21 protein-coding genes are annotated in these 24,303 nt (G+C 62.1%); 3 read left to right on the forward strand and 18 right to left on the reverse strand.

Going from position 1 to position 24,303, the window contains the following annotated elements; genetic code table 11:
* Nucleotides 1-139: 139 nt before the first annotated feature.
* On the forward strand, nt 140-946 hold the full coding sequence (locus PseAD21_RS26170) for a class I SAM-dependent methyltransferase (RefSeq protein ID WP_102358661.1): 807 nt from the start codon (nt 140-142) through the stop codon (nt 944-946).
* A gap of 117 nt (nt 947-1,063) precedes the next feature.
* Here PseAD21_RS26170 and PseAD21_RS26175 read toward each other — a convergent pair whose 3' ends face one another.
* The 17 genes from PseAD21_RS26175 to PseAD21_RS26255 form a co-directional block, all read right to left on the reverse strand.
* Nucleotides 1,064-1,756: a GNAT family N-acetyltransferase gene (locus PseAD21_RS26175; protein ID WP_102358662.1), complete on the reverse strand. Its 693-nt coding sequence runs from the start codon at nt 1,754-1,756 to the stop codon at nt 1,064-1,066.
* Nucleotides 1,757-1,810: 54 nt separating this feature from the next.
* Entirely contained in the window at nt 1,811-2,602 is a 792-nt protein-coding gene (locus PseAD21_RS26180; protein ID WP_102358663.1) for a ChbG/HpnK family deacetylase, read from the reverse strand.
* Entirely contained in the window at nt 2,574-3,758 is a 1,185-nt protein-coding gene (locus PseAD21_RS26185; protein WP_102358664.1) for a GNAT family N-acetyltransferase, read from the reverse strand. Before PseAD21_RS26185 ends, PseAD21_RS26180 begins: the two co-directional genes overlap by 29 nt.
* 4 nt (nt 3,759-3,762) lie before the next feature.
* Nucleotides 3,763-4,452, reverse strand: a complete 690-nt coding sequence (locus PseAD21_RS26190; protein WP_102358665.1) for an N-acetyltransferase — start codon at nt 4,450-4,452, stop codon at nt 3,763-3,765.
* Between the two features lie 194 nt (nt 4,453-4,646).
* Nucleotides 4,647-6,566, reverse strand: a complete 1,920-nt coding sequence (locus tag PseAD21_RS26195; RefSeq protein WP_102358666.1) for a hypothetical protein — start codon at nt 6,564-6,566, stop codon at nt 4,647-4,649.
* Entirely contained in the window at nt 6,563-7,867 is a 1,305-nt protein-coding gene (locus PseAD21_RS26200; protein WP_102358667.1) for a lipopolysaccharide biosynthesis protein, read from the reverse strand. The genes PseAD21_RS26195 and PseAD21_RS26200 overlap by 4 nt, the downstream gene beginning before the upstream one ends.
* Entirely contained in the window at nt 7,864-8,865 is a 1,002-nt protein-coding gene (locus tag PseAD21_RS26205) for a polysaccharide deacetylase family protein (RefSeq protein ID WP_102358668.1), read from the reverse strand. The genes PseAD21_RS26200 and PseAD21_RS26205 overlap by 4 nt, the downstream gene beginning before the upstream one ends.
* A 12-nt stretch (nt 8,866-8,877) precedes the next feature.
* Entirely contained in the window at nt 8,878-10,014 is a 1,137-nt protein-coding gene (locus PseAD21_RS26210) for a glycosyltransferase (protein WP_102358669.1), read from the reverse strand.
* Nucleotides 10,007-10,975 (reverse strand): glycosyltransferase family 2 protein, encoded by a 969-nt coding sequence (locus PseAD21_RS26215; protein ID WP_102358670.1) that lies wholly within the window; start codon nt 10,973-10,975, stop codon nt 10,007-10,009. The genes PseAD21_RS26210 and PseAD21_RS26215 overlap by 8 nt, the downstream gene beginning before the upstream one ends.
* Nucleotides 10,972-12,342, reverse strand: a complete 1,371-nt coding sequence (locus tag PseAD21_RS26220) for an O-antigen ligase (RefSeq protein ID WP_102358671.1) — start codon at nt 12,340-12,342, stop codon at nt 10,972-10,974. The genes PseAD21_RS26215 and PseAD21_RS26220 overlap by 4 nt, the downstream gene beginning before the upstream one ends.
* A complete protein-coding gene (locus PseAD21_RS26225; RefSeq protein ID WP_102358672.1) occupies nt 12,339-13,430 on the reverse strand; it encodes a glycosyltransferase family 4 protein in 1,092 nt (363 codons plus the stop codon). The genes PseAD21_RS26220 and PseAD21_RS26225 overlap by 4 nt, the downstream gene beginning before the upstream one ends.
* Nucleotides 13,427-15,019: a Wzz/FepE/Etk N-terminal domain-containing protein gene (locus PseAD21_RS26230; RefSeq protein WP_102358673.1), complete on the reverse strand. Its 1,593-nt coding sequence runs from the start codon at nt 15,017-15,019 to the stop codon at nt 13,427-13,429. Before PseAD21_RS26230 ends, PseAD21_RS26225 begins: the two co-directional genes overlap by 4 nt.
* A 17-nt stretch (nt 15,020-15,036) precedes the next feature.
* Nucleotides 15,037-16,062 carry a polysaccharide biosynthesis/export family protein gene (locus tag PseAD21_RS26235; RefSeq protein WP_102358674.1) on the reverse strand — a complete coding sequence of 342 codons (1,026 nt, stop codon included), beginning with the start codon at nt 16,060-16,062 and terminating at the stop codon, nt 15,037-15,039.
* Nucleotides 16,063-16,083: 21 nt separating this feature from the next.
* Nucleotides 16,084-16,731, reverse strand: coding sequence for a CpsD/CapB family tyrosine-protein kinase (locus tag PseAD21_RS26240; protein WP_102358675.1), 648 nt, complete (start codon nt 16,729-16,731; stop codon nt 16,084-16,086).
* Nucleotides 16,731-17,477, reverse strand: a complete 747-nt coding sequence (locus tag PseAD21_RS26245) for a sugar transferase (protein WP_102358676.1) — start codon at nt 17,475-17,477, stop codon at nt 16,731-16,733. Before PseAD21_RS26245 ends, PseAD21_RS26240 begins: the two co-directional genes overlap by 1 nt.
* Nucleotides 17,478-17,495: 18 nt before the next feature.
* Nucleotides 17,496-18,533: an NAD-dependent epimerase gene (locus PseAD21_RS26250; RefSeq protein WP_102358677.1), complete on the reverse strand. Its 1,038-nt coding sequence runs from the start codon at nt 18,531-18,533 to the stop codon at nt 17,496-17,498.
* Complete coding sequence (locus PseAD21_RS26255) at nt 18,530-19,882, reverse strand: UDP-glucose/GDP-mannose dehydrogenase family protein (RefSeq protein WP_102358678.1); 1,353 nt, start codon at nt 19,880-19,882, stop codon at nt 18,530-18,532. Before PseAD21_RS26255 ends, PseAD21_RS26250 begins: the two co-directional genes overlap by 4 nt.
* 389 nt (nt 19,883-20,271) lie before the next feature.
* Between PseAD21_RS26255 and PseAD21_RS26260 the strand changes: the two genes are divergently transcribed.
* Nucleotides 20,272-21,969 (forward strand): sulfatase-like hydrolase/transferase, encoded by a 1,698-nt coding sequence (locus PseAD21_RS26260; protein WP_102358679.1) that lies wholly within the window; start codon nt 20,272-20,274, stop codon nt 21,967-21,969.
* A 169-nt stretch (nt 21,970-22,138) separates the two neighbouring features.
* Here the strand turns inward: PseAD21_RS26260 and PseAD21_RS26265 are convergent, their stop codons facing one another.
* On the reverse strand, nt 22,139-23,161 hold the full coding sequence (locus tag PseAD21_RS26265; protein ID WP_102358680.1) for an AraC family transcriptional regulator: 1,023 nt from the start codon (nt 23,159-23,161) through the stop codon (nt 22,139-22,141).
* 71 nt (nt 23,162-23,232) lie between these two features.
* On the opposite strand from PseAD21_RS26265, the gene PseAD21_RS26270 reads away from it, so the two are divergent.
* Nucleotides 23,233-24,165 carry a LysR family transcriptional regulator gene (locus tag PseAD21_RS26270; RefSeq protein ID WP_102358681.1) on the forward strand — a complete coding sequence of 311 codons (933 nt, stop codon included), beginning with the start codon at nt 23,233-23,235 and terminating at the stop codon, nt 24,163-24,165.
* The last annotated feature ends 138 nt before the right edge of the window (nt 24,166-24,303 follow it).

Here is a 24,303-nt window from a genome sequence, read left to right on the forward strand (position 1 = left end):
TTGGCTGGACCGACGCCTTCGCGAGCAAGCCCGCTCCCACAGGGGGGCGTGTGAGGGCTTACAAGTTCGCAACAACCCGGATTGTCGGGCTGATTTAGACTCGGGGCCGCTCAATCACGAGCATCGTCCGGAGTGCGCCATGGAAGTGCCCAACAATAAAACCGCCGTCGACAGCAATCGACAGGCATGGAACGACTCCGCTCGCCATCACCGTGAGTCGGTGGAATGGCAAGCGCTGTTGAACGACGTGTCACAGGCTGATTTCTCCTGCCTCGACGACACCTTGCGCGGCCTGCTGGAACAGGTCGGTGTGGACGGCAAAGCGGTGATTCAACTGGGTTGTAATAACGGCCGCGAAAGCCTGTCGCTGTTTGCTCTCGGCGCGCGAGCGGTGGTCGGGGTCGATCAGTCGAGTGCCTTCCTCGAACAGGCCCGCGAGTTGAATCAGCGCTCGCCGTACAACGCCGAATTTATCGAAGCTGATGTCCATCATCTGCCGGCCTCACTGCACAGCCGCTTCGACGTGGCGCTGATCACCATCGGCGTCCTCAACTGGATGCCCGATATCGGCGAGTTCTTCCGTCATGTCGCCTCGACCCTCAAACCGGGCGGCAAACTGGTGATCTACGAAACCCATCCGTTTCTGGAAATGGTCGACCCCGACGGCGAAGACCCGTACCGCCTCGCCACTTCTTACTTCCGCGCCGAGCCGTTCGTGCAGGAAGAACCGATCGTCTACGTCGGCAAGGTCGAGCAGCAGGCGGCCAAGTCCTACTGGTTCGTGCACACCCTCGGCGCGATCTTCAGCGGCGCCATCGCGGCCGGGCTGAACATCGTGCACTTCAAGGAATACCCGCATTCGAACCGGGAAGAGGTGTACGACCAGTACCTGAATCAGCCAACGCAGATGCCGCTGTGCTTCACTCTGGTCGCCAGCAAGGCCTGATGGACCCATCGCGAGCAGGCTCACTCCTACAGAGGATTTGTGTACGACACCCGTCCACTGTAGGAGTGAGCCCGCTCGCGATGGCGGCCGAATGGCCACCACACCGTTAACGATTGATCAAGCCTGGGCCGCGGCACTCACCACCGATGGCTCCGGTTTGCGCAGTTTATCCAGCCGTGAGCCTTCATAGCGGCTTTCGCGGTAGAAGCGCCAGCGGCCGAACAGGCCGTAGACGTGGGTGATGCGCCCCTGTTCGTGGTAGCCCATGCGGATGTGCAGTTTCATTGCCGGGATGTTGCGGGTTTCGCAGGTGTCCACGACGGTGTGGCAGCCTTGGGCGGCCATGGCTTCCCAGAGGGCGACCTGCACGTCCACCGACAGACTGGTGCCGAAATACGGCCGGGCCATCTCGCCGCCGAACTCGAAGAATTCACCGGGTTTGACCGGGAACCAGCAGCCGTAATAGTGACGGTCGTGGTAGTCGCGAATACTGCCCCAGATGAACGCCACCGCATGACCTTCGGCATCCAGGTACATGTGTCCGGTGTGGCCCTCGGCAGCGAGTTCGGCCATGGTCTCGACGCGATCACCAAAGTGCTTGGCGAAGGCCCCGGTGTTGTGCGGCGTGATATCGACTTTGCGCACTCCCTCGTACGGACGCAGCTTGTGCGGCGGTACCGGGGTCACCAGATCGCGCTGCATCCACAGCAGTTCCCAGTGGAAGAACACGTAGCGCTTCCATAGACCGGCGAAGAAATGGCGAAAGCCTTTTTGACGGATACGATCACGCAGTTTTCCGATGACGTTCATGTTGCCCTCCGTGGCCGAGGCCCGGTGTGGTGACGTTGCTGTTGTGGGTATGAATCAATCGAGTGCCGCGGCACCGCGTAAAAAATCCTTGTTCAGATCGGCATAGGACACCCGTGGCACACCGCCAAGGCGCTGCTCCAGCACGCGGCTCAGGGATTCGCCGGGGTTGAGGTAGGCATCACCGAAGTCGCTCCCGAGCTGATTCGGGTGGGCGACGATTTCCAGCACGCCGTCGCTCGGCGCGGGGTCGTTGCGCAGGTCCACTGGTGTGCACACGTAGTTCGCCGTGGCACCGGCCAGGCTCTGCAAACGCCAGTTGAGCAAACCTTTGAACACGCGTTTGGGCAGGCTGAGGTTCTGCCCCAGATTGCGCGCCAGGCGAATCGGTACGCCTTGGTGGGCGGCAAACCGGGCGACGATTTCGCCGATCGGCCAGATGTTGTGCACGTGCTGATGCGAGTCGATGTGGCTGGGCCGCATACCGTGGTCGACACAGCGCTGCCACTGCGCCTGCAGCTCCTCGCGCACCGCATCGCGATCTTCGCGACCCAGCCACAGGCTGTGGCGTGGCAGGTTGAGGTCGAACACACCGTGGTCGTCGCAGAAGGTGCGACTGCGCAGGATCGACGCACTCAGCGGCCGGCCGTACGTCAGGTTGAAATGCAACCCGACCCGACCTTGCAGCAAAGCATGTCGGGCCATGGCGCAGGCTGCTTCGAACGCCGGCATGTTGGCCATGGCCGTGGCACTGCTGATGACCCCGGCCTGAAACGCGGCGAAGATCACCGCGTTTTCGTTCGGGCTGAGACCGAAGTCGTCAGCGTTGACTATGACTTGGCGAGGCATGATCGCCCTCCGCAGTGATGACGACAGGTGTCGGTGCCGCTGCGGGCTTGGCCGCACGCCGCGCCCGCCATTGCTGTACCGTCGGTTTCAAGCGATGCCAGAGGCGCAACCCCAGCCCCAGCAGCAGACCGCTGGGGCGCCAGGAATAGAAGCTCCAGCGCCAGTGTTCGAGTTGGCCGGTCATGCGCTCGTGCAGTTGGTGGCTGGAGTTTTCCAGGCTGACTCGCGAGGCATCGATCCAGCGCCAGTGCTCGTCCAGCCCCCAGCGAATCCATTCCTCCAGCAGCACCCGGCCGCTGCCCAGATCGGCGTATTGCGGCAGGAACGCGAGGTTGTAGTCGTACAGTCGGCCTTGTTCGAGCAGGCCGAGGCGATAGCTGATGCAGCGCCCGTTGAGTTCCAGCGTCACCACGCGCACCAGACCTTGGGCGGCGAGGGCGGTGAAGGCATTTTCGATGCATTGCCGGCTGCGTTCGCTGGCAAAAATCCCCACGCCTTCGTCGCCTTTCCAGCTCACTGCTTCGACTTCGCCGAGCACCTTCAGCAACGGCGGCATGCTCAATGCGTCGGGGGTGATCCGCCGCACCTCGGCACCACACGCGGCAATCCGTTTGCGCGCCCGCCGCAGCTTGTAGCGCGGGTCGCCGGAGACCTCCTGATGATCGGCCTCGCTGATCAGGTGCACCGGCACCCGACAGCTCAGGCGTCGCTCACCGGTGGAGCTGGCCGGCATCCATGGGGTGAGGGCGCTTTCTTCCCCCGCCTGTTCGGACAATTCGTTGAGTTGCAGCAGCGCGTGGGGCAGCCGTTGACGGATCAGTCGCAAGGCCTGGCGCATGTCTTGGGCATCGAGAAGCGACAGCAGCGCCAAGCGGTCGGCCAACGGATAGCCCAGGTGGTGCAGGACCCGGAACGGCACTCCGGTAAAGCGTTCGCGAGCTGCCACCAGCGGCAGGCACAGGCGCAATTCGTCAGCTTCCCAACCCAGCAGAATGTGCAACCGTTCACCCTCGCCAAGGGTCAGCTCTGCCGCACGCAACCAGCCGAGGTTGTTGAACGGCGTGTGGTCGGTCACTCGCAGGCGCAGCGCGTCATACGCGGCTGCCGGGAAGTCGGCGGCGCACAGCGAGGTGCGCCATTCGAATCGCGCCGTCATGGGCTCAGGCCGCCGTTGCTTGGACAGGTGGACGGGACGGTTTGCGCAACGCTTCGAGGCGCGAGCCGCTGTAGCGGGTTTCGCGGTGGAAATACCAGCGACCGAACAGGGTATAGACGTTCATGATCCGGCCTTGCTCGGTGTAACCCATGCGCAGGTGCAGTTTGAGCGCCGGGATGTTGTGGAACTCGCAGACGTCCACAACCTTGTCGCAGCCCTGTTGCGCCATGGCTTTCCACAGCTCCAGTTGCAGGTCCACCGAGAGTTCGGTGCCCCAGTAGGCGCGGGTCAGCTCGCCACCGAATTCGAAGAACTCGCCGGTTTTTACCGGGAACATGCAGCCGTAGTAATGCCGATCGAAATAGTCCCGCGCGCTGCCCCAGATGAACGCCACGGCATCGCCCTGATCGTCCAGATGCATGTGCCCGGTGTGCCCTTCGTTGGCCAGCTCGGCCATGGTCGCGATGCGGTCGCCGAAGTAGCGGGCGAAGGCGCTGGCATTGTCGGCGGTGATCTTCACCACCCGCAGCACCGGATAGGGTTTGAGGCTGTGCGGCGGCACCGGGCTGACCAGGTCGCGCTCCATCCACAGCAGTTCCTGATGGAAAAACACGTAGTGCTTCCACGCTTTGCCAAGGGTGGCGTGCAGGCCTTTTTGTTTGATGTGCTGGCTGAGTTTGCTGATGATACCCATGTTCTGTACTCCTGAACCTTTTGGCGCGGGCGAACCCTGTGGAGTTGGGCTTTTGTGGCGAGGGGATTTATCCCCGATCGGCTGCGCAGCAGTCGTCGCTTTTAAAGCCTGAAAAAATTGAGCTACTTCGCAGCCCATCGGGGATAAATCCCCTCGCCACAGTTTTATGTTCGTCTGATTGTTCGGAATTGGGTTCATGACGCGCTCCAGCTCAGGGCGAACAGGGTTTCCCCTGGCAAGTCGAAGCTGACGCGTCCGTCGCGGCAGGCAAATGGCGCGTCGCGGCTGCGGTTGTCCGCGCCGAAGTAGCGCAGGGCACCGTTGTTCAGCGGGCACTTGGCGCCGCTCAGGTCGACACGCTGCAAACGCGTGCCTTTGTTCACGCCGAGCAGGCCATGCTGGCCGTCACCGGCCATCGCCAGCACATCGACTTCAAACGCATCGTTTTCCAGCCACAACACCTGATGCAGCCAGTGCTGCGCAATGAACTGCTGAGCGAAGCCGACCGGTTTCAGCTCGAAGTGATCGTCGCCCAACACCCGCAGCATGCCCTTGGGGTACTGCGGCTCGTCGGCGGCCTGAAACCAGTTGAGCATGCTCAGCAAACCGTCCTGCGAAGCGTTGATCACCACCGAGGTCCACCACAGCGAGGCGTAGTGGGTTTCCTGATCGTAGGGGCTGAGGCTGGAGCCGCTGGACAGATTGGTCTGGTCCAGCAACAAGGCTTTGCGCGGTTGGCCATGGGCGTCGAGGCCGACCAGTTCGGCAGCACGGCGCACGCTGTCGCGGTAGACGCGGGTGGCGAGCAGGTCGCGGATCATCCATTCGTGCCACGCCAGTGCATCAATCTGATCGGCCGATTCGCTCAGCAAGCGCCGGGCCCAATCGATGCCGCGCTTGTCCGCCGCGTTGTCGGCGAACGGCCCGTTGATCAGTCGTGAGCTGGCCGGCATGGCGATGCGCACCCCGGCCTTGGCGTTCGCCGGATCGCTGCGCACCTGTCTGGCCATGCTGGCGAAAATCGCCCGGTATTGCTCGAAGCTTGAATAGTTGAGGTTCGGCTCGTCGGCAAAACCGATGTAGTGGGTGCCTTTGCCGCCCAATGCCCGAGTGCCGGCGAGCCAGGCGTCAAGGCCGTTGTTGCTTTGCACATCGGCGCGCAGATCGGCCTGGCGCTGACTGCCAGCGAGCAGGGTGATGTCCTGTCGGATGCCGAAGCGATCCTGATAGGCCTGGCGGAACGTGTCTTCGAAATGCGGGTTCTTCGCCGTGACATCGACAAAGCTGTAGTAGCTGCCGGCGGTAGGTTTCAACGCATCCAGCACGGCATGACTGGCCGGGGGCGGCATCACGTAGGGCAGGGCGATGCCCAGATCCGGCGTGCGCCCGAGCACTTTGTCGTGCAGGGTCAAACGGGTCTGCCCGGCGTCCTCGCGCAGGGGTTGCAGTTGCTGCGGGCTCTGCGCAAACCGGTTGGCCGTGCCATCGAGCCAGAACGCCGCTTTACCGCTGCCTTGCAGGCGCAGGCGCCAGACCTGTTCGCGCGCGCTGACCGGCAACGCCACTTGGTCGAACTGCCAATAGGCGCGATAGGGTTTGAGTGTCAGCGTCAGTGGCCGGTCATCGCCGACCCGTTGCGCTTGCAAGGTGTTGACCCCGCCATGAAACTTGCCGGCGAGCACCGCGTGTTCCCCCGGCGCGACCTTGAAATACAACTCGTCGCCGTTCTGCGTCTGCGCGCTGAAATGCACCTTGGCCGGCTCGAACTGCGCCACGGTGTGTTCATCGTGTTCGACCCGGTAATTACGGAAGCTGTAGCCGGGGATCTCCAGACGATAACTGGCGGCGCCCGGCAGCAACGGCCAACTCTGGGTACCACGGGTTTCGCTGGCCTTGATCAAGCGTTCGCCCTGCAATTTGCCCTGGCCGTCGAGCAGGTACAGATGCTCTTCGTTGGCGTCCGCCTGCCACGCGGGTGTCCAGCGCACGGTCACGGTGTCCGGACGATCGGTTTGCAGGTACAGGCTGCCGTCGCGGATCTCGCCCCAGCGCATTGACGCGGCAAAGGTGTCCAGCGACAGGCCGAGACCGAGCAGCAGGACCAGGCCTTTCATACGGCCTTCCGGTGCAACATCTGCCACATCGGCGCGACGTCACTGGGCAGGATGATCAGGGTTTGCCAGAACACCACACCACTCAAACGGCAGTACAACACCAGCATCGCGACCGTTACCGCCAGATAGGCGATCGACGAAGCCGCCGCCGCGCCGACGATGCCGTAGGCCGGAATCAGCACCAGGTTCAGCGCCAGATTGAGCAGGGCGCCGAGGCCCATCAGCAGCGACACCGTGCCGGGACGGTTTTTCCCCAGCAGGTCCAGACGCAGGATGCTTGCGTAGCACAGCCCGAGCAGCCCCGGCAGCAATGCCAGCAGCGCCGGATACGCCGGTTGGTAGGCGGCGCCGAACAGGGTGACGATCAGCCAGTTGCCGATCAGCGCCATGCACAGGCACGCGCCGAGCATCACCGTGGCGGTCAGGCGCAGGGCCAGCGGGGTGACCTTGTCCATGCCTTCGTCCTGTTGCAGCAGGCGTTTCATCAGCGGCGTGGTCACCGCTTCCGGGACGATCAGCAGCAGTTCGGCGGCGGCGCTGGCCATTGCGTAATGACCCAGCGCGGTGCTGCCGAGCAGCGCGCCGATGAACAGGTAATCCGAGCGCAGAATCACTTGCTGGAACAGCAGATCCGGATGGCTACGCGCGCTGTAGCGCAGCAATTCGTTCTGGCTGGCGCGATCCCATTGCAGGTGCAGCGGTTGTGCGCGTTTGAGCCAGACCCAACCGGCCAGCACCACCAGGCTGATCCCGGCCAGCCAACTGATCAGCGCCGCTTCCAGTGCCGCGCTTTTCCACATCCAGAACAGCGCGAGAAACAGCAGTAACGGGGCCAGCGATTCGGTCAGGCGCAAGGCGTTGAACGCGACCACGCCGCCGGAGGCATTGTGCAAGGTCAGCAGGCCGCTTTTCAGTACGGTCAGCGGCACCGCCAGCAGCAACAGCCAGGCCAGCAGCCCCAGTTGCACGGTCACATCCAGCTCGCCACCAAATTCGCGCACCAGCGCCACCACCAACAGGGTCAGCAGACCGGCGAGCAGACACCCGAACACCAGCACCTGACTCAGCAGCAGGCCCATCGGCCGTTGCTTGGCGGCCTGATAGCCGACGGCCGAGTTCAGCCCGCCGCTGGTGGCGGCGCTGATCAAGTCCGGCAGGGTGCTGAGCAGGGCAAACAGCCCGCGTTCGCTCGGCCCGAGAATCCGCGCCAGCAGCACGTTGCGCAACAAACGCAGGGTGATCATCGCCAGTTTGGTGCCCATGCTCAGCGCCAGATGCTTGAGGTAGTGGCTGCGGCTCATGGCCGGTTGCCGCGAAAGATGCGCCACGACAGCAGCTCAGGATTGCGCGCGGTGCGCTGGCTGACGCCGAAACGTGGCAGGTTCAGCGGGTCGCCTTCGCCGCGATAGATGCCGGTGCCGGTGCCGAGGGCGAACGGGTAGTCGTGCTCGGCAATCTGCTTGCGCACGCGCTCGTCGTTGTTGCCGTTGGGGTAGCAGTACACCGGCAGTGGCCGGTTGCAGCCGTTGTTCAAGGCGTCACGGCTGCGGCTGATTTCCTGGTTCAGACGCACGTCGTCCAGTTCGGTGAGGATCGCGTGGCTGGCGCCGTGCGGGCCGAAACGCACCAGCCCTGAAGCCTCCAGCGCCCGCACCTGATGCCAGTCCAGCGCTTGCGGCTGCGCTTCGGGCGGGCATTCGTCGGCGAGGCGTTCGAGCATCGCCGGTTCAAGGTTCTTGAGGCTATGCAGGTAATGCAGCAACGACAGGCTGCGGCGGTCGACATCGATGTCGTCCACCAGCACCGGCAGCGGGTGGTGGATCATGTGCAGGTACTCGATCAAGTGCATGCGGGCTTTTTCGCCATGGCTGCCCCACAGGGTTTCGCCGAGGCTTTCCCACCAGAAGCGCTGGCGGCTGCCGATGAAATCGGTGGAGAGAAAGATGCTCGCCGGTACCTGATACTTTTGCAGCAGCGCGAAGGCGTTGACCGCGTTGTCGCGCCAGCCGTCGTCGAAGGTCAGCGCCACCCGTGGGCGTTCGCTGCGCAGCGAGTTCGGCGCAAGAATGTCCATCAGCGGTACGCAATCGAAGTGCCGCCGCAACCACACCAGCAAATGCTCGAAGGCTTTCGGCCCCACGCACAGTTCATTGCGGTGCGGCAGGTCGGCGGCGCGGTCGTTGGCCAGCACCCGGTGCAACATCAGGATCACCCCGGCGCCCTGCAACTGATTTCGTCCCACGGGGGAGTTGAGGTAAAGCCAGCCACTGGTGCGTTTTATTAATTGTTTGATCGCCATGGCCTGAGTCCTCTAACGGTTCTGTTCGGGATTCCATTGGGCATATCGGTGGCCGCGCAGGAACTGCCACAGGCCGAGACTCATCCCGGCGAGGGTGACCAGCAGGAACGCGGCCAGACGAAACGGTTTGGGCAAGCGATGTTGCGAGTCCAGCAACCCGGCCAGCGCAATGGCGTAGCCGACCAGTTGGGCGATCAGGGCCAGTCGATAGAAACCGTGGTCGTTCCACAGCCAGAAGTTGCTCAGCAGCAACGGCAGCAGGAGGATTGGCGCCAGGCGGCGGATCAGCTTGTGGCTGATCAGCGCCAGCGAATACAGGCCATGTTTGAGTGGGTTGAGCAGCTCACTGCGCTGGGCCAGGCTTTGCAGGCCACCGACGGTCACGCGTTGACGGCGGCGGAACTGTTTGTCCGCTTCGTCGACACCGTGGTCGATCACTTGCGCCTCGGGCACATACACAATGCGCTTGAAGGCGACCGGTGCGCAGGTACTCAGAAAGAAATCGTCATTGACCTCCGCCGGCACGTTCTGGAACAGCTCGCGGCGCAGAGCGAGCAGCGCGCCGTCGGCCGAGACCATGCAGCCAGTGCGATTCTCGACCCGGCGCAGCCAGCCTTCGTAATGCCGGTACAGACTGTCGCCGACGCTCAAGCCACCGCCAGTCACCGGAATCACCATGTGCCCGGCACAGGCGCCGACGTTGGGGTCGCTCAGTGGCGCGAGCAGGTAGCCGAGGGTTTCCCGCGACCATTGGTTGTCGGCGTCGGTGAACACCAGGATGTCGCCGATGGCCAGTGCCACGCCGGCGTTCAGCGTCGCCGCTTTGCCCTGACGAGGCAGATCGAGCACGTTGATGCGCGAATCAACCACCTTGTGCGCGCAGGCCACGGTGTCGTCGGTGGAGCCGTCGCTGGCGAGAATGATCTGCAACGTGGCCGGTTGGTAATCCTGCGCCAGCAGCGTGCGCAACTTGTGCTCGATGTGTCGCGCCTCGTTGTGCGCGGCGATCACGATGCTGATGTTCAGCGGTGGCGCCGGGGTGTGGCGCCAGGCCGGGAACAGCGGCGCCAGCACGGTCAGCAGCAGTGGATAGCCCAGATAGGCGTACACCGGCAGCAGCAGGCACATCCAGAAAATGAATTCAGCCACGGGCAGGCCTCCTGGCGTTCCAATGACACAGACTGAGAATGAGGGCGGCGCCGGCCAGGTGCAGGCGCACCCAGTGCAGGCCCCAAAGCTGCAGGGTCAGGCCCGGGTCGTGATGGCGTGAACTCTGACGAATGCTTAGAAGCAGTCCGGGCAACAGGGTCAGCAACACCATGAACGCTGCGTGATGCGGAAAACCGTCGAGCAGGGCGGAGATCGCGAGGAAATCCAGAATCCACACTGCCAGCGAGAGCAGCGGGAAGCGCAGCAGCCGCAAGCTGAAACCGTGGGTGCGCAGCAACTGCAGATGACTGCCCTGGCGCCACATTTCCTTGCCCATCCACTCACGCCAGTTCATCTCGTAGCCCCAGTGCAGGGCCACGCGGCTGTTCACTGACACTAACCGCGCACCTTGTTCGTGCAGGCGCAGGGTGAATTCCTTGTCTTCGCCGGTGCGCAGGTGTTCGTTGAAGCCGCCGACCTTGTCGAACCAGCGCCGGCGCATCAGCAGGTTGGAGCTGGGCAGCCAGTCCACCGCGTGTGATGCCTGACTCGACGGGCGCAGCGTGCGCCGTTGCCAGGCGGCGGCGTACCACGGCGCAGCGGCGGGCGTGTGCAGATCGAGGCCGAACACATCGGCCTGACTGCTGGCTTGCAGTTCGAACAGCGGCAGGAGCCAGTCTTCGGGCATTTCGACGTCGGCATCGATGAAGGCGATCCACTCACCGCTCGCCAGCAAGACGCCGCGATTGCGCAGGGCGCCGATCAGCAAGCCCGGCAGCACCAGCACCTGTGCGCCGAACTGGCGGGCGATGTGCGGGCCGTCGTCGCTCGAACCGTTGTCGACCACAATCAACTCGCAATCGACATTGGCCGCATGCGCGGCTTTTTGCGCGGCCAGCAGGGTGCGGCCAATGTGCCGGGCCTCGTTGTACATCGGGATGATGATGCTGATCCGGCTCATGCGCGGGCCTCGGTCAGGGGTGCTTGTTCGGCCTTGAGGCGCAGGACGCTGGTCAGCGCGAGCATGATCCACACGTATTTCTGGTTCGGCGCGCTGAGGAACATCAAGAACAGGGTCAGCGACAGGAAGCTCACGCCAAGGTGGGTCATCAGGTCCGCCTGTTGCCAGTCGCGCCGCAGCATCCACGCGGCGCGTGCGCGAATCAGGTTATACAAGCCCAGGCCGAGCATGCCGACGAACAGCAGGCCGGCGGGAATCCCCAGTTCGCTGAAGATTTCCAGGTAAGTGTTGTGCGCACGACGGTACAGGTCGCCGACCTTGCGATTGGCAGAAAACGCCTTGGCGTACCCGGTGGTCGCGTAGTGCAGCGGGAAGGTGCCGGGGCCGGAGCCGAGCAGCGGGTTCTCGCGGATCATCTGCCCGCCGACCACGATGTACGAAGCACGGCGACCGAGGGATTCGTCGTCGTGGCCCTTGGCCCCGGCGCTGAGCACGCTCAGCGATTGAATGCGCGCGATGTAACCGGCGGGCATCGCGTAGATCGCCAGCGGAATCACGATGGCCGCGCCGAGCATGGCGAACCCCAGGTGCCGCGGGCGGATTCGGGTGAGTTGGGCGCGGTAGTGCCAGCAGCCGATCAACAGACTCAACGCCACCACCACCAACCCGGAGCGCGACTCGGTCTTGGTCATGCCGCCGAGCAGCAACAGGCAGCAGGCGCCCCAGAACAACCGGTGCAGCAGGGTCGGGCCGCGAATCACCAGCAGCAGCGCCAGCGGAATGGCGAAGGCGATCAGCAGGGCAAACGCGTTGGGGTCTTCAAGCAGACCGGCTGCGCGGCCCTGATCCTGAAATTTGGTCGAGAACATCGCCATGGCGCAGGTGGCGCTGACGCTCAGGGTCACCAGTCTGGCGAACAGGTCGAGGTTCAGTTCGCGGCCGATCAGCAGAGTGATGACAAACAGGATCAGCCCGACGCTCAGTTCACGTAGATGCCCCAGCGACATGCCCATGTCATCGGTGTTGAGCAGGCTGAGGAAATACAGAACCAGAAACCACGCCAGAAAACGCCAGAGGTTGCTGCGCAGGCGTTCGCCGGGAATCTGGTGCATGGCCAGTTGCAGCATCAGAATCACCGCCAGCGAGGCGCCGATCAGTTTGCTCCCGGACAGCGAACTGTCCTTGAAGAAACCTTCGAACGGCACCAGCGCGGCAATCCCCAGCAGGCCCCAGGTCGGCTTGCGGTACAACACCGAGAAACCCACCAGGCCGATGACCGCGCCGGGTGCCAGAAACGGATAAGGGCTGGCGAGCAAACCGATGCACACCAGGCCGAGCAGAGTGACGATCGAGAGCGGGAAAATCATGCGCGTGCCTCCCGTGCCGTGCGGATGTACAGCTGCGACCAGCGTTCGGCCAAAGCCTTGAGGTCGTAGCGATCCTGTTGCGTACGCTTTGCGTTGTCGCACAATTGCCGGGCCAGGTTCGGCTCGTTCAGCAGGTTGTCGATCTGACGGGCGAGGGCGGCGCTGTCGGCGGGTGTCGCCAGCAGGCCGCTATGCCGGTGCTCAAGGACATCGGGAATACCACCGACCGCGAACGCCGCTACCGGTACGCCGGCCTGCATCGCTTCGAGCAGAATCATCGGTGTGCCTTCGGTGCGCGAGCTGATCACCAGTGCATCCAGCTGCTGCCACCACGGTTGCATGGCCGTCTGGTAACCGGGCAGGCGAATCCGTTGTGACAGTCCGGCGGCGTCGATTCGCGCCTGCAGCAGCTCGCGTTCCGGGCCGTCGCCGAGCATCACCGCATCCAGTTGCGGATGCTGGTGACACAGCGGAATCAGCGCGTCGAGAAACAGGTCCGGGCCTTTCTCGCTGCTCAGGCGTCCGACGTAACCGGCCAGCCAGCGCTGGCGGTCAACGTTGCAGACCCGCGCATCGGCGGCGGGTAATCCGTTGGGGATCACTTGCAGTTTTTCCGCCTGCACGCTGGCCTGACGATGCAGCACGGCGATGCTCTCGGCCACACACACCACGCGATCCACCGACGCCGTGCGGCACAACTGCAGACTCAGCCAGGTGTAGAACTTCTGCTTGCGACTGCGCGGAGTGAAGCCGTGTTGGGTGATGACCAGCGGCAAACGCAACAGCGTCGCCCCGACCCAGCCGAACAACAGCCCCTTGAAGTTGTGGGTGTTGATCAGCGGCTGTTCGCTGCGCCGGGCACGCAAGTGGCGCAACAGCTCGCTCAGGCCGGCGCAACCACGGCAGTCCACCCCAGCCTCGCGAAAGCGCGCGATCAATGCCGGCGGTGCATCGAGAAACAGCACCTGGTGCTGCCCCGGTGTCGCCAGGCAGTGATCGAGCAACATGCGCTCGGCCCCATAGAAGCCGCCACTGCTGAGCAAATGAATGATCGGCAGCGCGGCGTTCGGGGTGGACTGCGTGTTCAATTGCGCACCCAGTGCACGAAGCTTGGTACGGTCCAGTTCTTGTGCGGATTGCGTGGCAGCACGTTCTCGTCGTTGATCACCAGCAACACCGGCAGGCCCAGTTCGTGGGTGATTTGCGCTGGGTGTTTGAAACGATGATCGAAGAACTCACGCACGTAGACCAGGGCAATCGCCAGCAACAGACCGGTGAACAGCCCGAACGGGATGATCAGCAGCGGTTTGGGGAAGGCCGGCTCGGTCGGTTCGAACGGCGGGCTGAGCACCTTGGCGTTCGACAGGTCATCGTTGAGCGCCCCGGCCGTGCTGCTTTCGGCAAAACGCTGCGCGTAGGTCGAAAACGCCGTGTGCAGCGCGTCGATTTCAGTGTCCATCTGCCGCAGCTTGCTTTGGGTCTGCTGCAAGGTGTGGATGCGGTTCTTGAACTCGGCGATGCGCGCGGTTTTCTGGTCGATCACCTGTTGCACCACGGCCAGGTCGTTGGTGCGTTCCTGAATGCGGTTGCTCACCACTTTGAGGAACTGCTGGCGGGTGCGGGCGATCTGTTCGCGGGTCAGCAGCATCGGCTCGCTGCCAGGCTGGAACACCGCGAGGTCATTCATGTAGCGGCTGACCTGGGTGGTCAGTTGCTCGCCCAACTGTTTGATTTCCCGATCCTCGAACGCCACGTTATCGACGGTGGTGGTGAAGGTGAAGGGGAAGGTGTAGTCGTTGAGCTTGTTGCTGCTGGCGGCAGTCAGTGCGGTTTTCAGGTATTCGAGCCAGCGCTGGCTCTGCAACAGGCGATCCTGGTACAGGTTCAGGGCTTGTTCTTCAGTGTTGATCGCGTTCAGGCGGAAGGTGATTTCTTCCTTCGGATCGGACGATGCAACACTCTCCAGCAGCGTCTGGCGATTGCCTTCCAGCCCATCGAGACGTACCTGATACAGGTGCTTCTTGGTTTCGTAGAAGGATTGCGGCAGGTCGATCGATTGCAGCGCCTGACGGCTGACCAGATAGTTCTGCAGCAGGCTGGCGACAAACGTCGTGCCTTGATGCGGGTCCGGGAAGCTGTAGATGATCGAGATCACGTTGGAGCCGGGCAGGGTCTCGATCTTCAGGCTGTCGAGGGCCTGTTGAGTGAGGCCGTCGAGCACGGTGTCACGCACCGGATCGGTTTGCAGCCCGAGCATGTTGCGCAGCGGATTGATCACGTACTGGCGCAGTGGCGAGGAGACGTAGCGCCGGAACGGGTCGCTCACCAGTTTGGCGAACACGCCCACCGGTGGGTCGTACTCGCCCTTGTCGCGCAGCTCGCTGATGGTCTGGCGGATCAGCGCCGGGGACCGCAGGATATTGCTTTCGGTTTCCATGTCCGCCAGCGACGGCGGAATGAAGGTGGCGTTATCGACCGTCAGTGACGTGGTGGCGTCACCCTGGGAGAGTTTTTTCGACTGCACGATCACCTGGGCGGTGATATCGAAGCTCTGTTTGAGCACCAATGGCAGCAGCAGTGCGATGACTGCAAAGATCAGGAAGACCCGTTTCACCAGTTGCTTGTTGGCGAAGAAGATCCTGAAGAACTCATGCAGGTAGTTTTCCTTTGGATTCATGATCGTTCACCTGGGAGTCAGTTACTGCTGCTGCTTTTGTTGTCGACGCGGTAGCCGAAGCTGAAGCCCACGCCCTGGAACAACACCACGTCTGCCAGTTGCCGAGCCAATTCGCCGGCACTCGCCAGTTTGGTTTTCGGCACGAACAGCATGTCGTCCGGTTGCAGGTAGGCGATCTGCGACGCGTCGCCCGCCAGGGCTTTTTCCACGTCGTAGTGCACGGCCTGCACCTGATTACCGTTGCGGCGCATGATCACCACCGAATCCAGACGCGCCTTGACGTTGGTGCCACGGGCCAGGGTCAGCGCTTCAAGCACCGAGACCGGGCGGCGGATCGGGTAGGAACCCGGTTGACCGACTTCGCCGAGCACGTAGATCTCGTTGCCGGCGGTGGACTTGAGCATCACATCGACGCTCATCTTTCCGGGCAATTGCGCGTACCTCTGGTTAAGGAAGGTTTCCAGTTGATTGATGGTCATGCCTTGCAGCGGCACGGCGCCGATTTCCGGGAAGCTCGCATATCCGTCGTTGCCCACGGTGATTTCGCGGCTCATGCCGGTGGCCGGGTGATTCAGCGCACTTTTCAGGTTCTGCTCATTGGTCAGCGGGCTGATGATCTGCACGGTCAGCTGATTGCGGTTGGGCTGGAACAGCTGTTTGCGTTGATAGGCGCGCTGGATTTCATCACGCGCTTGCTCACCGGTCAGCCCGGCGATTTTCACCGAGGTGTTGGCGCCCGGCAGGCTGATGGTGCCGTCGGGCAGCACCAGTTGGTTGCCGTTGAGCTGGCTGGCGGCGGTGAAATTCAGACCGATCTGGTCACCCGACTGCACGCGGTAGGCGTCCGAGCCGCTGGTGCTGATGTGGAAGATCACATCCAGCACGTCTTGCGGGCGCAGGGTCTGTTCGACCTTGGGCATGTCGGTCGCCTGGGCGTTGGCCGGCGTGGCTGTGAGGATATTCACCGGCATGTTCTGGGTTTCGGAAGTGCTGGAGCAGCCTGCAAGCGGCAGCATCAGCAGAACAAGTATCTTGGCGTTCATGGCGTCATCCTTCGCGTTTGCTTACAGGTTTTTGTAAAGCCATTTGGGCATGTAGTACTTGCGCCGGTTGAACACGCTGCCGACCACTTTTGCCCCGGCCTGGGTCAGGCGTTGCACGGCGGCCTGAGCGACTTCCCAGCGGGTGTCCTCGGCGCGTACCACGAACACCACGCCGTCGACCTGAGTGGCGAGCACCAGCGTGTCGGCGGCGGAATACACCGCGTCACCGTCGATCACCACGAAGCGGTACTGGGTGCCCAACCGATCGAGCAGAGGGCTCAGGCGCTCGGCAGTCAGGTGCTCCAGAGTGCGGATCGGCCGGCCATTGGGCAGCACATGGAACGGCAGGCTCGAGACCTGCACCACGCAGTCCTGCAACAGCGGCGGGTTGTCCGGGTTGAACAGCAGGTCGCGCAGGCCGCGCTCCTTGCCGAGGTTCAATTGCTGCGTGAGGTTGCCCGCCGACTGGCTGGCATCGACCAGCAGCACCTGGCCGCTGCTCATTTGCGCCAGTTGGCTGGCCAGTGCCAGGGCACTGGGGGTGGTGCCCGCGCCGGGGTTGGCGGCGGTCAGAAAGAGGATCCGCAGATCCAGATCCAGCACGGTCGAGATCAGGTTCGATTCGCTGGGGTTGGCAATGCTCAGGCTTTTATTGGTTGAACCGTCCATTAGCTTGCTCCGTGGCCGCTGAATACTTTGAAAGGGGTTTTCAACAGGATCTTCAGATCAAGCAAAAGGCTTTGCTCGGCGATATAGCTGAGGTCCAACTCAACGCGCTGGTCGAAGTCGATGTTGCTGCGCCCGGAGATCTGCCACAGGCCGGTCATGCCGGGGTAGATGCTCAGGCGGGCGAGGTGGCTGTCCTTGTAGCGGTAGGCGTTGAACGAGGTCGGACGCGGGCCGACCAGGCGCATGTCACCGCTCACCACGTTGAACAGGTTGGGCAGTTCATCGAGGCTGGTACGCCGCAGGAAACCGCCGATCCCGGTGATGCGTGGGTCCTTGTCGATCTTGAAATCGATGGCGTCGACCCCGTGTTTGTTGAGGTGGCGCAGCGATTCCTTCAGTTCTTCGGCGTTGCACACCATGGTGCGGAACTTGTACATGCCGAACTTGCGGCCGCGATAGCCGGTGCGTTTTTGCACGAACATTACCGGCCCCGGGCTGGTGAATTTGATGGTCAGCGCCAGGCCCAGCAGCAGCGGTGAAAACACCACCAGAATCACCAACGCACCGACGCAGGCCATCACGCGGTTAGTGCGCGACAACGTCCATGGCCGGCCACCGTCGCGGCCGGTCAACCAGCCACGGCCTTGCATGTGGATGGCGGTATCGAGGCGCATTCGGTGTTCGGGGTCCATGCGCTTGTCGCGGCGCATCTGGTTGATCGGTACACCTTGCTCATGTCCAGTCATGGGGTCCTCCGCTGATGTTCAGCCGCGAGCGGCGCGTGGGCGATAGGCCGTGGGGTAGTAGTCGCGAAACCAAGCGATGAAACGCCCCAGTCCTTCATCCAGCTCGATCCGGGGCTGGAACCCGGTGGCCTGGGCCAGATCATCGGTCTCGGCACAGGTGTTGAGCACATCGCCCGGTTGCAGGGGCAAGAGCTCGACAATGGCTTTCTGGCCGAGGTGTTTTTCCATCAGCGCCAGATAGGTTTTCAGCTCCACCGGGTGGTGGCCGCCGATGTTGAACAGGCACCACGGCGCCATGCTGCTGCCCGCGTCGGGGTGTTCACGATCCCACTCCGGGTGGTTGTGCGGCGGATGGTCGGTGAGACGCGCGATGCTTTCGACGATGTCGTCGATGTAAGTGAAATCGCGCTGGTGCTCGCCGTAGTTGAACAGTTTCAGCGGCGTGCCTTCGGTGATCGCCCGGGCGAACTGGATCGGCGACATATCGGGCCGGCCCCAGGGACCGTACACGGTGAAGAAGCGCAGGCCGGTGCAGGGAATCCCGAACAGGTGGCTGTAACTGTGGGCCATCAGCTCGTTGGCTTTTTTGGTCGCGGCGTACAGCGACAGCGGGTGATTGACGCCGTCGTGCACCGAATACGGGATGTGCTGGTTGGCGCCGTACACCGAACTCGACGAGGCGTAAATCAAATGCTCGACCGGATGATGCCGACAGCCTTCGAGAATGTTCAGGAAACCGCAGAGGTTGCTGTCCAGATAGGCCTTCGGGTTTTCCAGCGAGTAGCGCACCCCGGCCTGCGCCGCGAGGTGGATCACCACTTGCGGTTGCTCGCGGACAAACAGCGCTTCAATCGCGGCGGCATCGGCCAGATCAATCCGTGCCAGCGGGAAATGCCCGACCTGATCGCGCACCCATTGCACGCGATCGTGTTTGAGCTGCGGATCGTAGTAGCCGTTGAAATTATCCAGGCCGACCACCGCATGCCCGTCGCGCATCAGCCGCAACACGCAATGGGCGCCAATGAAGCCGGCTGCGCCGGTGACCAGGATTTTCATGGGCGCAGTCCTTCCGGAGCGATGTGGCGCAGGCCGATGCCGCTGTAGTGCAGGCCGGCGGCGGCCACGTGTTCCGGGTTGTAGAGGTTGCGACCGTCGACAATCACCTTGGAGCGCAGCTTGCTCGCCAGCAGCTCGAAATCCACCACGCGAAAGTTTTTCCACTCAGTGCAGATCACCAGCGCATCGGCATCTTCCAGGGTGTCATCACGGGTGGCGCACAGGTGCAGGTCGTTGCGATAGCCATACAGGCGCCGGCATTCGGACATGGCTTCCGGATCGTAGGCCTGCACGCTGGCGCCTTCGGCCCACAGCGCATCCATAAGGTAGCGGCTGGGGGCTTCGCGCATGTCATCGGTATTGGGTTTGAACGCCAGGCCCCAGATCGCGATCGACTTGCCGGCCAGGCCTTGCGGAAACTGTGCCTTGAGTTTGCTGAACAGGATGTGCCGCTGGCTGTCGTTGACGTCAGTGACGCTGCGCAGCAGTTTGAGTGGCATGCCGTTGTGCTCGGCGGTGTGCAGCAGGGCACGCAGATCCTTGGGGAAGCACGAGCCGCCGAAGCCGCAACCTGGATAGATGAAGTGGTAGCCGATGCGTGGGTCGGAGCCGATGCCTTTGCGCACGGCTTCGATGTCGGCGCCCAGCAGTTCGGTGAGGTTGGCCAGTTCGTTCATGAAGCTGATGCGCGTGGCGAGCATCGCGTTGGCCGCGTACTTGGTCAGCTCGGCGCTGCGGTTGTCCATGAACATCAGTTTTTCGTGGTTGCGGCAGAACGGTGCGTAGAGTTCGCTCATCTGCTCGCGGGCCGCGTCGTCACGGGTGCCGACGATGATCCGGTCCGGGCGCATGCAATCGGCGAGGGCGCTGCCTTCCTTGAGAAATTCGGGGTTGGACACCACTCGTACCTTCAGGTTGCTTTTGCCGCGACGCAGCAGCTCTTCGTTGGCTTTGGCGGCGACCTGGTCCGCCGTGCCGACCGGCACCGTGGATTTGATGATCAGGGTGCGATCGGCCTCCATGTGCGAAGCGATCTGCCGGGCGACGTTGAGCACGTGGCTCAGGTCGGCGGAACCGTCCTCATCGGCCGGGGTGCCCACGGCGATGAAAATCAGCTCGGCATGCTCCACCGCGTCGCTGGCCTGGGTACTGAACAGCAAACGGCCGGCCTTGATGTTTTCTTCCAGCGCTGCGGACAACCCCGGTTCGCTAATAGGCGGAACGGCCTGTTGCAGTTGTTTAATCTTGTTCGGGTCAATATCCACACATAAAACCCGATGTCCGACATCGGCAAGTGCGGCTGCTTGAATAAGGCCAACATAGCCCGTACCAAATACGCTCACGTCCATATTGGCGTGCCTCGTAAGACGGTGGAAGAAGAACGAAATTGAACTGTCAAAAGGGGTATAGCGCAGGCGTGGGAAAGCGTGTCAGCAAAATGACATGTTGCATGTGTATAACACCGGGCTTTTTCAGGCTATTGGCCATCAAGTGCTTGCTATTGCTGGATTTGTCGCGTTCTTGACGCTTTTTTCACATTTAAAAGAAATCGATAAACGGTCGAAAGCCGTGAAATTAAAGACTTGTAGCGCCTGGAGTGTGTCAGGAATGAGTCAACAGTTTTTTGACGCTTGACAGAAAAGTCAGGCTTTTCTTGCGCTTTGATGGCCGGGTGCTAGTGTCAGATTTTGACCGACAAACTATTGACCGAATGCCGTTTTGCGCGACCGGAATTGCCATGTTTCGATATTTGAAAGAACTGCTTTTAATCATTTATCTGCTGCTTTATTCCGAATATTACATCGATCGGTTAAATGCTATCGGTGTCGGTTTTGCTGTACTTCTTTTTGGCGCGATGTTTTTGGCGCTCACTTTAGCGTTATATCTAACGGCTTATATTCGTCAGGCGCTGATTCGGCACTTATTGGCAATAACGCTATTTATCTCGGCGGTATTTTTTGATGTCTATACCCGGGTAACCGCTGATTATCTGAGCTACAGCAGCTTTGTCTCGCTGGTGTACTCCGGCGGCTTCATCCAGGAAGCCGCCTACCAGTACCGCGACGCGATCATTCATGGCGCGCTCAGTGGCCTGCTGTTGCTGTTCGGCATCGGGCTCAAGCCGCGCCATGCGCTGGCGGTGCCCAACGCATTGCGGGTGGCGGCGCCGGTGTGTGGGGTGTTGCTGTTGAGCGCGGTGCTGTTTCTGCGGGCGGGCGAGGGCGCGCGCGGCTTGCCGATCATGTACGCGCCGCTGGCCTATCTGAACCTGTTCGCCTATGAAGCGCTGCACAACACGGTTGGCCCGCGTGAGCCGGTAACGCTGGCGCGCAACGTCCCGGCGGTCAATCACGACATCGTGCTGATCATCGACGAAAGCATTTCCGGCAATTACCTGGACATCAATGCGCCGTTCGGGGTGCACAGCAACCTCAAGCAGGCGCATCCGGGTGTCGATATTTTCAACTACGGTTACGCCGCGTCCATTGCCAACTGCAGCGCCGACACCAACGTTACGCTGCGCTACGGCGGCACCCGCGCCGATTACATGCGGATCAACAGCACCCTGCCGTCGATCTGGCAGTACGCGAAAAAGGCCGGGTTGCGCACGGTGTACGTCGACGCCCAGCGCACGGGCGGCAATCTGCAGAACCTGATGACTGACACCGAGAAAAAAGACATCGACCAGTTCGTCCAGTTTGATCAGACCAGCGTGCGTGACCGTGACATGGCCGCCGCCGCGAAGCTGATCGAACTGCTTAACGACGATCAGCCGGAGCTGGTGGTGATCAACAAGGTTGGCGCGCATTTCCCGGTGCACGACAAATACCCCGACGCGTTCATGGCTTACCGCCCGACGCTGCCCCGTGGGCAGTTCACCGAGGTGGCCGACACCGGCAAGCGCGATGGTTTCAACGGCCAGCCGGACGATTGGGTGTTGTACCGCAACGCGTACAAGAACACGGTGCTGTGGAACGTCGGCGAGTTCTTCGCGCGGGTATTTGTTCAGGCCAATCTGAACAATGCGCTGCTGATCTACACCTCCGATCACGGTCAGGATCTGCATGAACGCGGCAACCCCGGGCTCAATACGCACTGCGGCGGCGACCCGGTGGAGGAGGAGGGGCTGGTGCCACTGGTGGTGATTCAGGGCGACCAATTGCACGGCCCGGACTGGGCGCAGTCGTTGTCGGTGAACAAGGACCGTTCCAGCCACTACAACATCTTCCCGACGCTGCTGCAGTTGATGGGCTACGACATAGCGGGGATTGAGGCAATGTATGGCAAGCCGTTGACGGTACCGACGGCGGACGATTTCACCTTCAATTACCGCTTCAATGCGCGGTTGGGGGCCAAGCCTGAGTGGAAGCATATCGATCTGAAGACGATTGTGACGCCGGGGGAGGCAGCGACCAGTGTGGCGGCCGGGGAGTGAGATTTGTGTAGAGCCAACTGGCCTCTTCGCTTGCAGGCAAGCTCCCACAGGGGATCGCATTTCAATTGTGGGAGCTTCTGTGTTGCAGGGGAACTCTGCAAGCTTTCACAGTTGGAAGTGGAAGATGCACATCCCTTGCGGGAGCTTGCCTGCAAGCGATGCGGCCGGATCAGGCAACCGAGAGCCATCGAGCTCGATACACCCCCGGCGCACACCCCAGCCAGCGCAGACATGCGCGGTTGAAACTCTGCACATCGCTGTAGCCCAGCCGATCGGAAATCTGCACCAGCTCCAGCTCGCCCGCCTGCAACAGATCTTCGGCCCGATAACGCCGGTATTCATCGAGTAACTCGGAAAAACCCCAGCCCAATACTTTCAGGCGCCGCGCCGCAGTGCGCTCTACCAGGTGCCGGTCTGCGCAGAACTGTTTCCAGTCCGCCGTTGCCAAGTCCTCGATCAGATAGTCGCTGAGCTGTTCGAGCAAGGTCGCTTCGCTGTTGCGTCGGGTCTGTTCCAGCAGTTCCACCAAAGTCTGTTCCAGCGCCTGGTTACACGGAGTCAGTGGCGCCACGAACAGCTGCGGATCGAGGCGGATCGCCGGGGACTGCCGCGAGCCCTGCACCGGAGCACGAAAGGCGCGCTCGTGTTCCGCGCTGCTCGGCGAAAGCAGTTGCACACCCAACACCGGATCACGCCCCAGGCCACTGGCGAGCAATTTGCGCCGCAACATGCTGCACAGGCTGATCAGAATGTAATCGGCGGTGGCGGGGGCGGCGCGCAGGCTGCCGGACTCGATCAGGCGCAATTCGACGTCACCGTTTTCGCGCACGATCTGCGCCTGAAAGTGCCCGTTGAAAAACGGAAAGAAGCGCACGAAGTAAGCGCAGGCACTCTCCAGCGACACCGCGATATCGAACAGGTACGTCAGACCGTTGGTGGCCGTGGACACGAAGCGTCGGCCTGCCGCCAGCCCGATCAGTGGATCGCCGCTCTGTTCCAGCGCAAACGCCCAGAACCGTCGCGACAGGACCAACGGGATGCGCATGAACGGTGTGCGCAAGTCGAACAGGCTGCGATGAAACTGCGCCTCGATGGCTTCGCGGGCAACGCCGCGCGCCAGCAACTCTTCGATCGCCGGTAGCAAGGTCGGGGCATAAAAGGCGTTGGCGGGCGGCTGATTGATTTTTGTCATGTAGGGCTCACCGCTTGTTCCTGGACACTGGTTAGGCTGGCCGACGTTAAGCGATTTGCCGGAGCAAGACCATGCTTGATTTACGCCAGCTCGACCTGAACCTGCTGCTTGCCTTCGATGCGATCTATCAGCAGCGCAGCGTTACTCGCGCCGCCGATGTGATGTGCCTGTCGCAGCCGGCCATGAGCAACGCGCTGCGGCGCCTGCGTGAATTGTGCGGGGATCCGTTATTCATCAAGAGTCGCCTGGGGGTGACGCCGACACTGGTTGCGCACCGGCTGGCCGACTATGTGCGCGTGGCGCTGGAGTCACTGCGTGACGGCTTGCGGATGATTCCGGCGGCGCGGCAGAACAACCCGTTGCTGCGCATCAGTTGCCTGGATTGTCTGCAGCCGGTATTGCTCGATGCCTTGCTGGAAACGCCACATGCCGACTGGCAAGTGCGTTTTTTTCAGCCGCGCCGGCGCGATGCCCTTCAAGAGTTGGCCAGCGGCAAGCTCGATATCCTGATCGACATCGACCAACCGCTGGCCGGGCTCAGTGGTTTGCATAAACGCAGCCTTGCGACGGATCACTATGTGTTCGCCTATGGCTCGGCGCTGAAGGAGCCGCCGCGCACCTTGCAGGCGTATTTGCAGCAGCCGCAGATTCAGGTGTCGAGCCGGCGTGACGGGCTCAGTCCGGTGGATTTGCAACTGGGCCTCAAGGGGATGCGCCGCACGATCGCACTGACTACACAAAGCACGCTGGCGGCAAAACTGATCGCCGACCGCCAGCCATTTGGCCTGAGCCTGCCCAGCCGGGTCGCCAGTGCGTTGGGTATGCAACAGGTGCCGTTGCCTCTGGAGGATGTCGTGGAGTTGAAACTGGCACTGTACATCGAAGCGCGCTATCGCTTCGAACGCAGCCGCGAAGAAGCCATGCACTGCCTGTTGCGCGCCCTGGGCGACCCACCAGGCCCGGCCATCACCCATCCCCTGTGGGAGCGAGCCTGCTCGCGATAGCGGTGTGCCAGTTTATGAACAGGTTGTGAGTGCCGGCCTTTTCGCGAGCAAGCCCGCTCCCACATTCGATCGTGTTCGGTCAGCAGGAATGCGCTCAAATTGTGGGAGCGGGCTTGCTCGCGAAAGCGGTGTGTCGGG

It is taken from the genome of Pseudomonas sp. AD21, assembly GCF_002878485.1.
In the GTDB taxonomy this organism is placed as follows: Bacteria; Pseudomonadota; Gammaproteobacteria; order Pseudomonadales; family Pseudomonadaceae; genus Aquipseudomonas.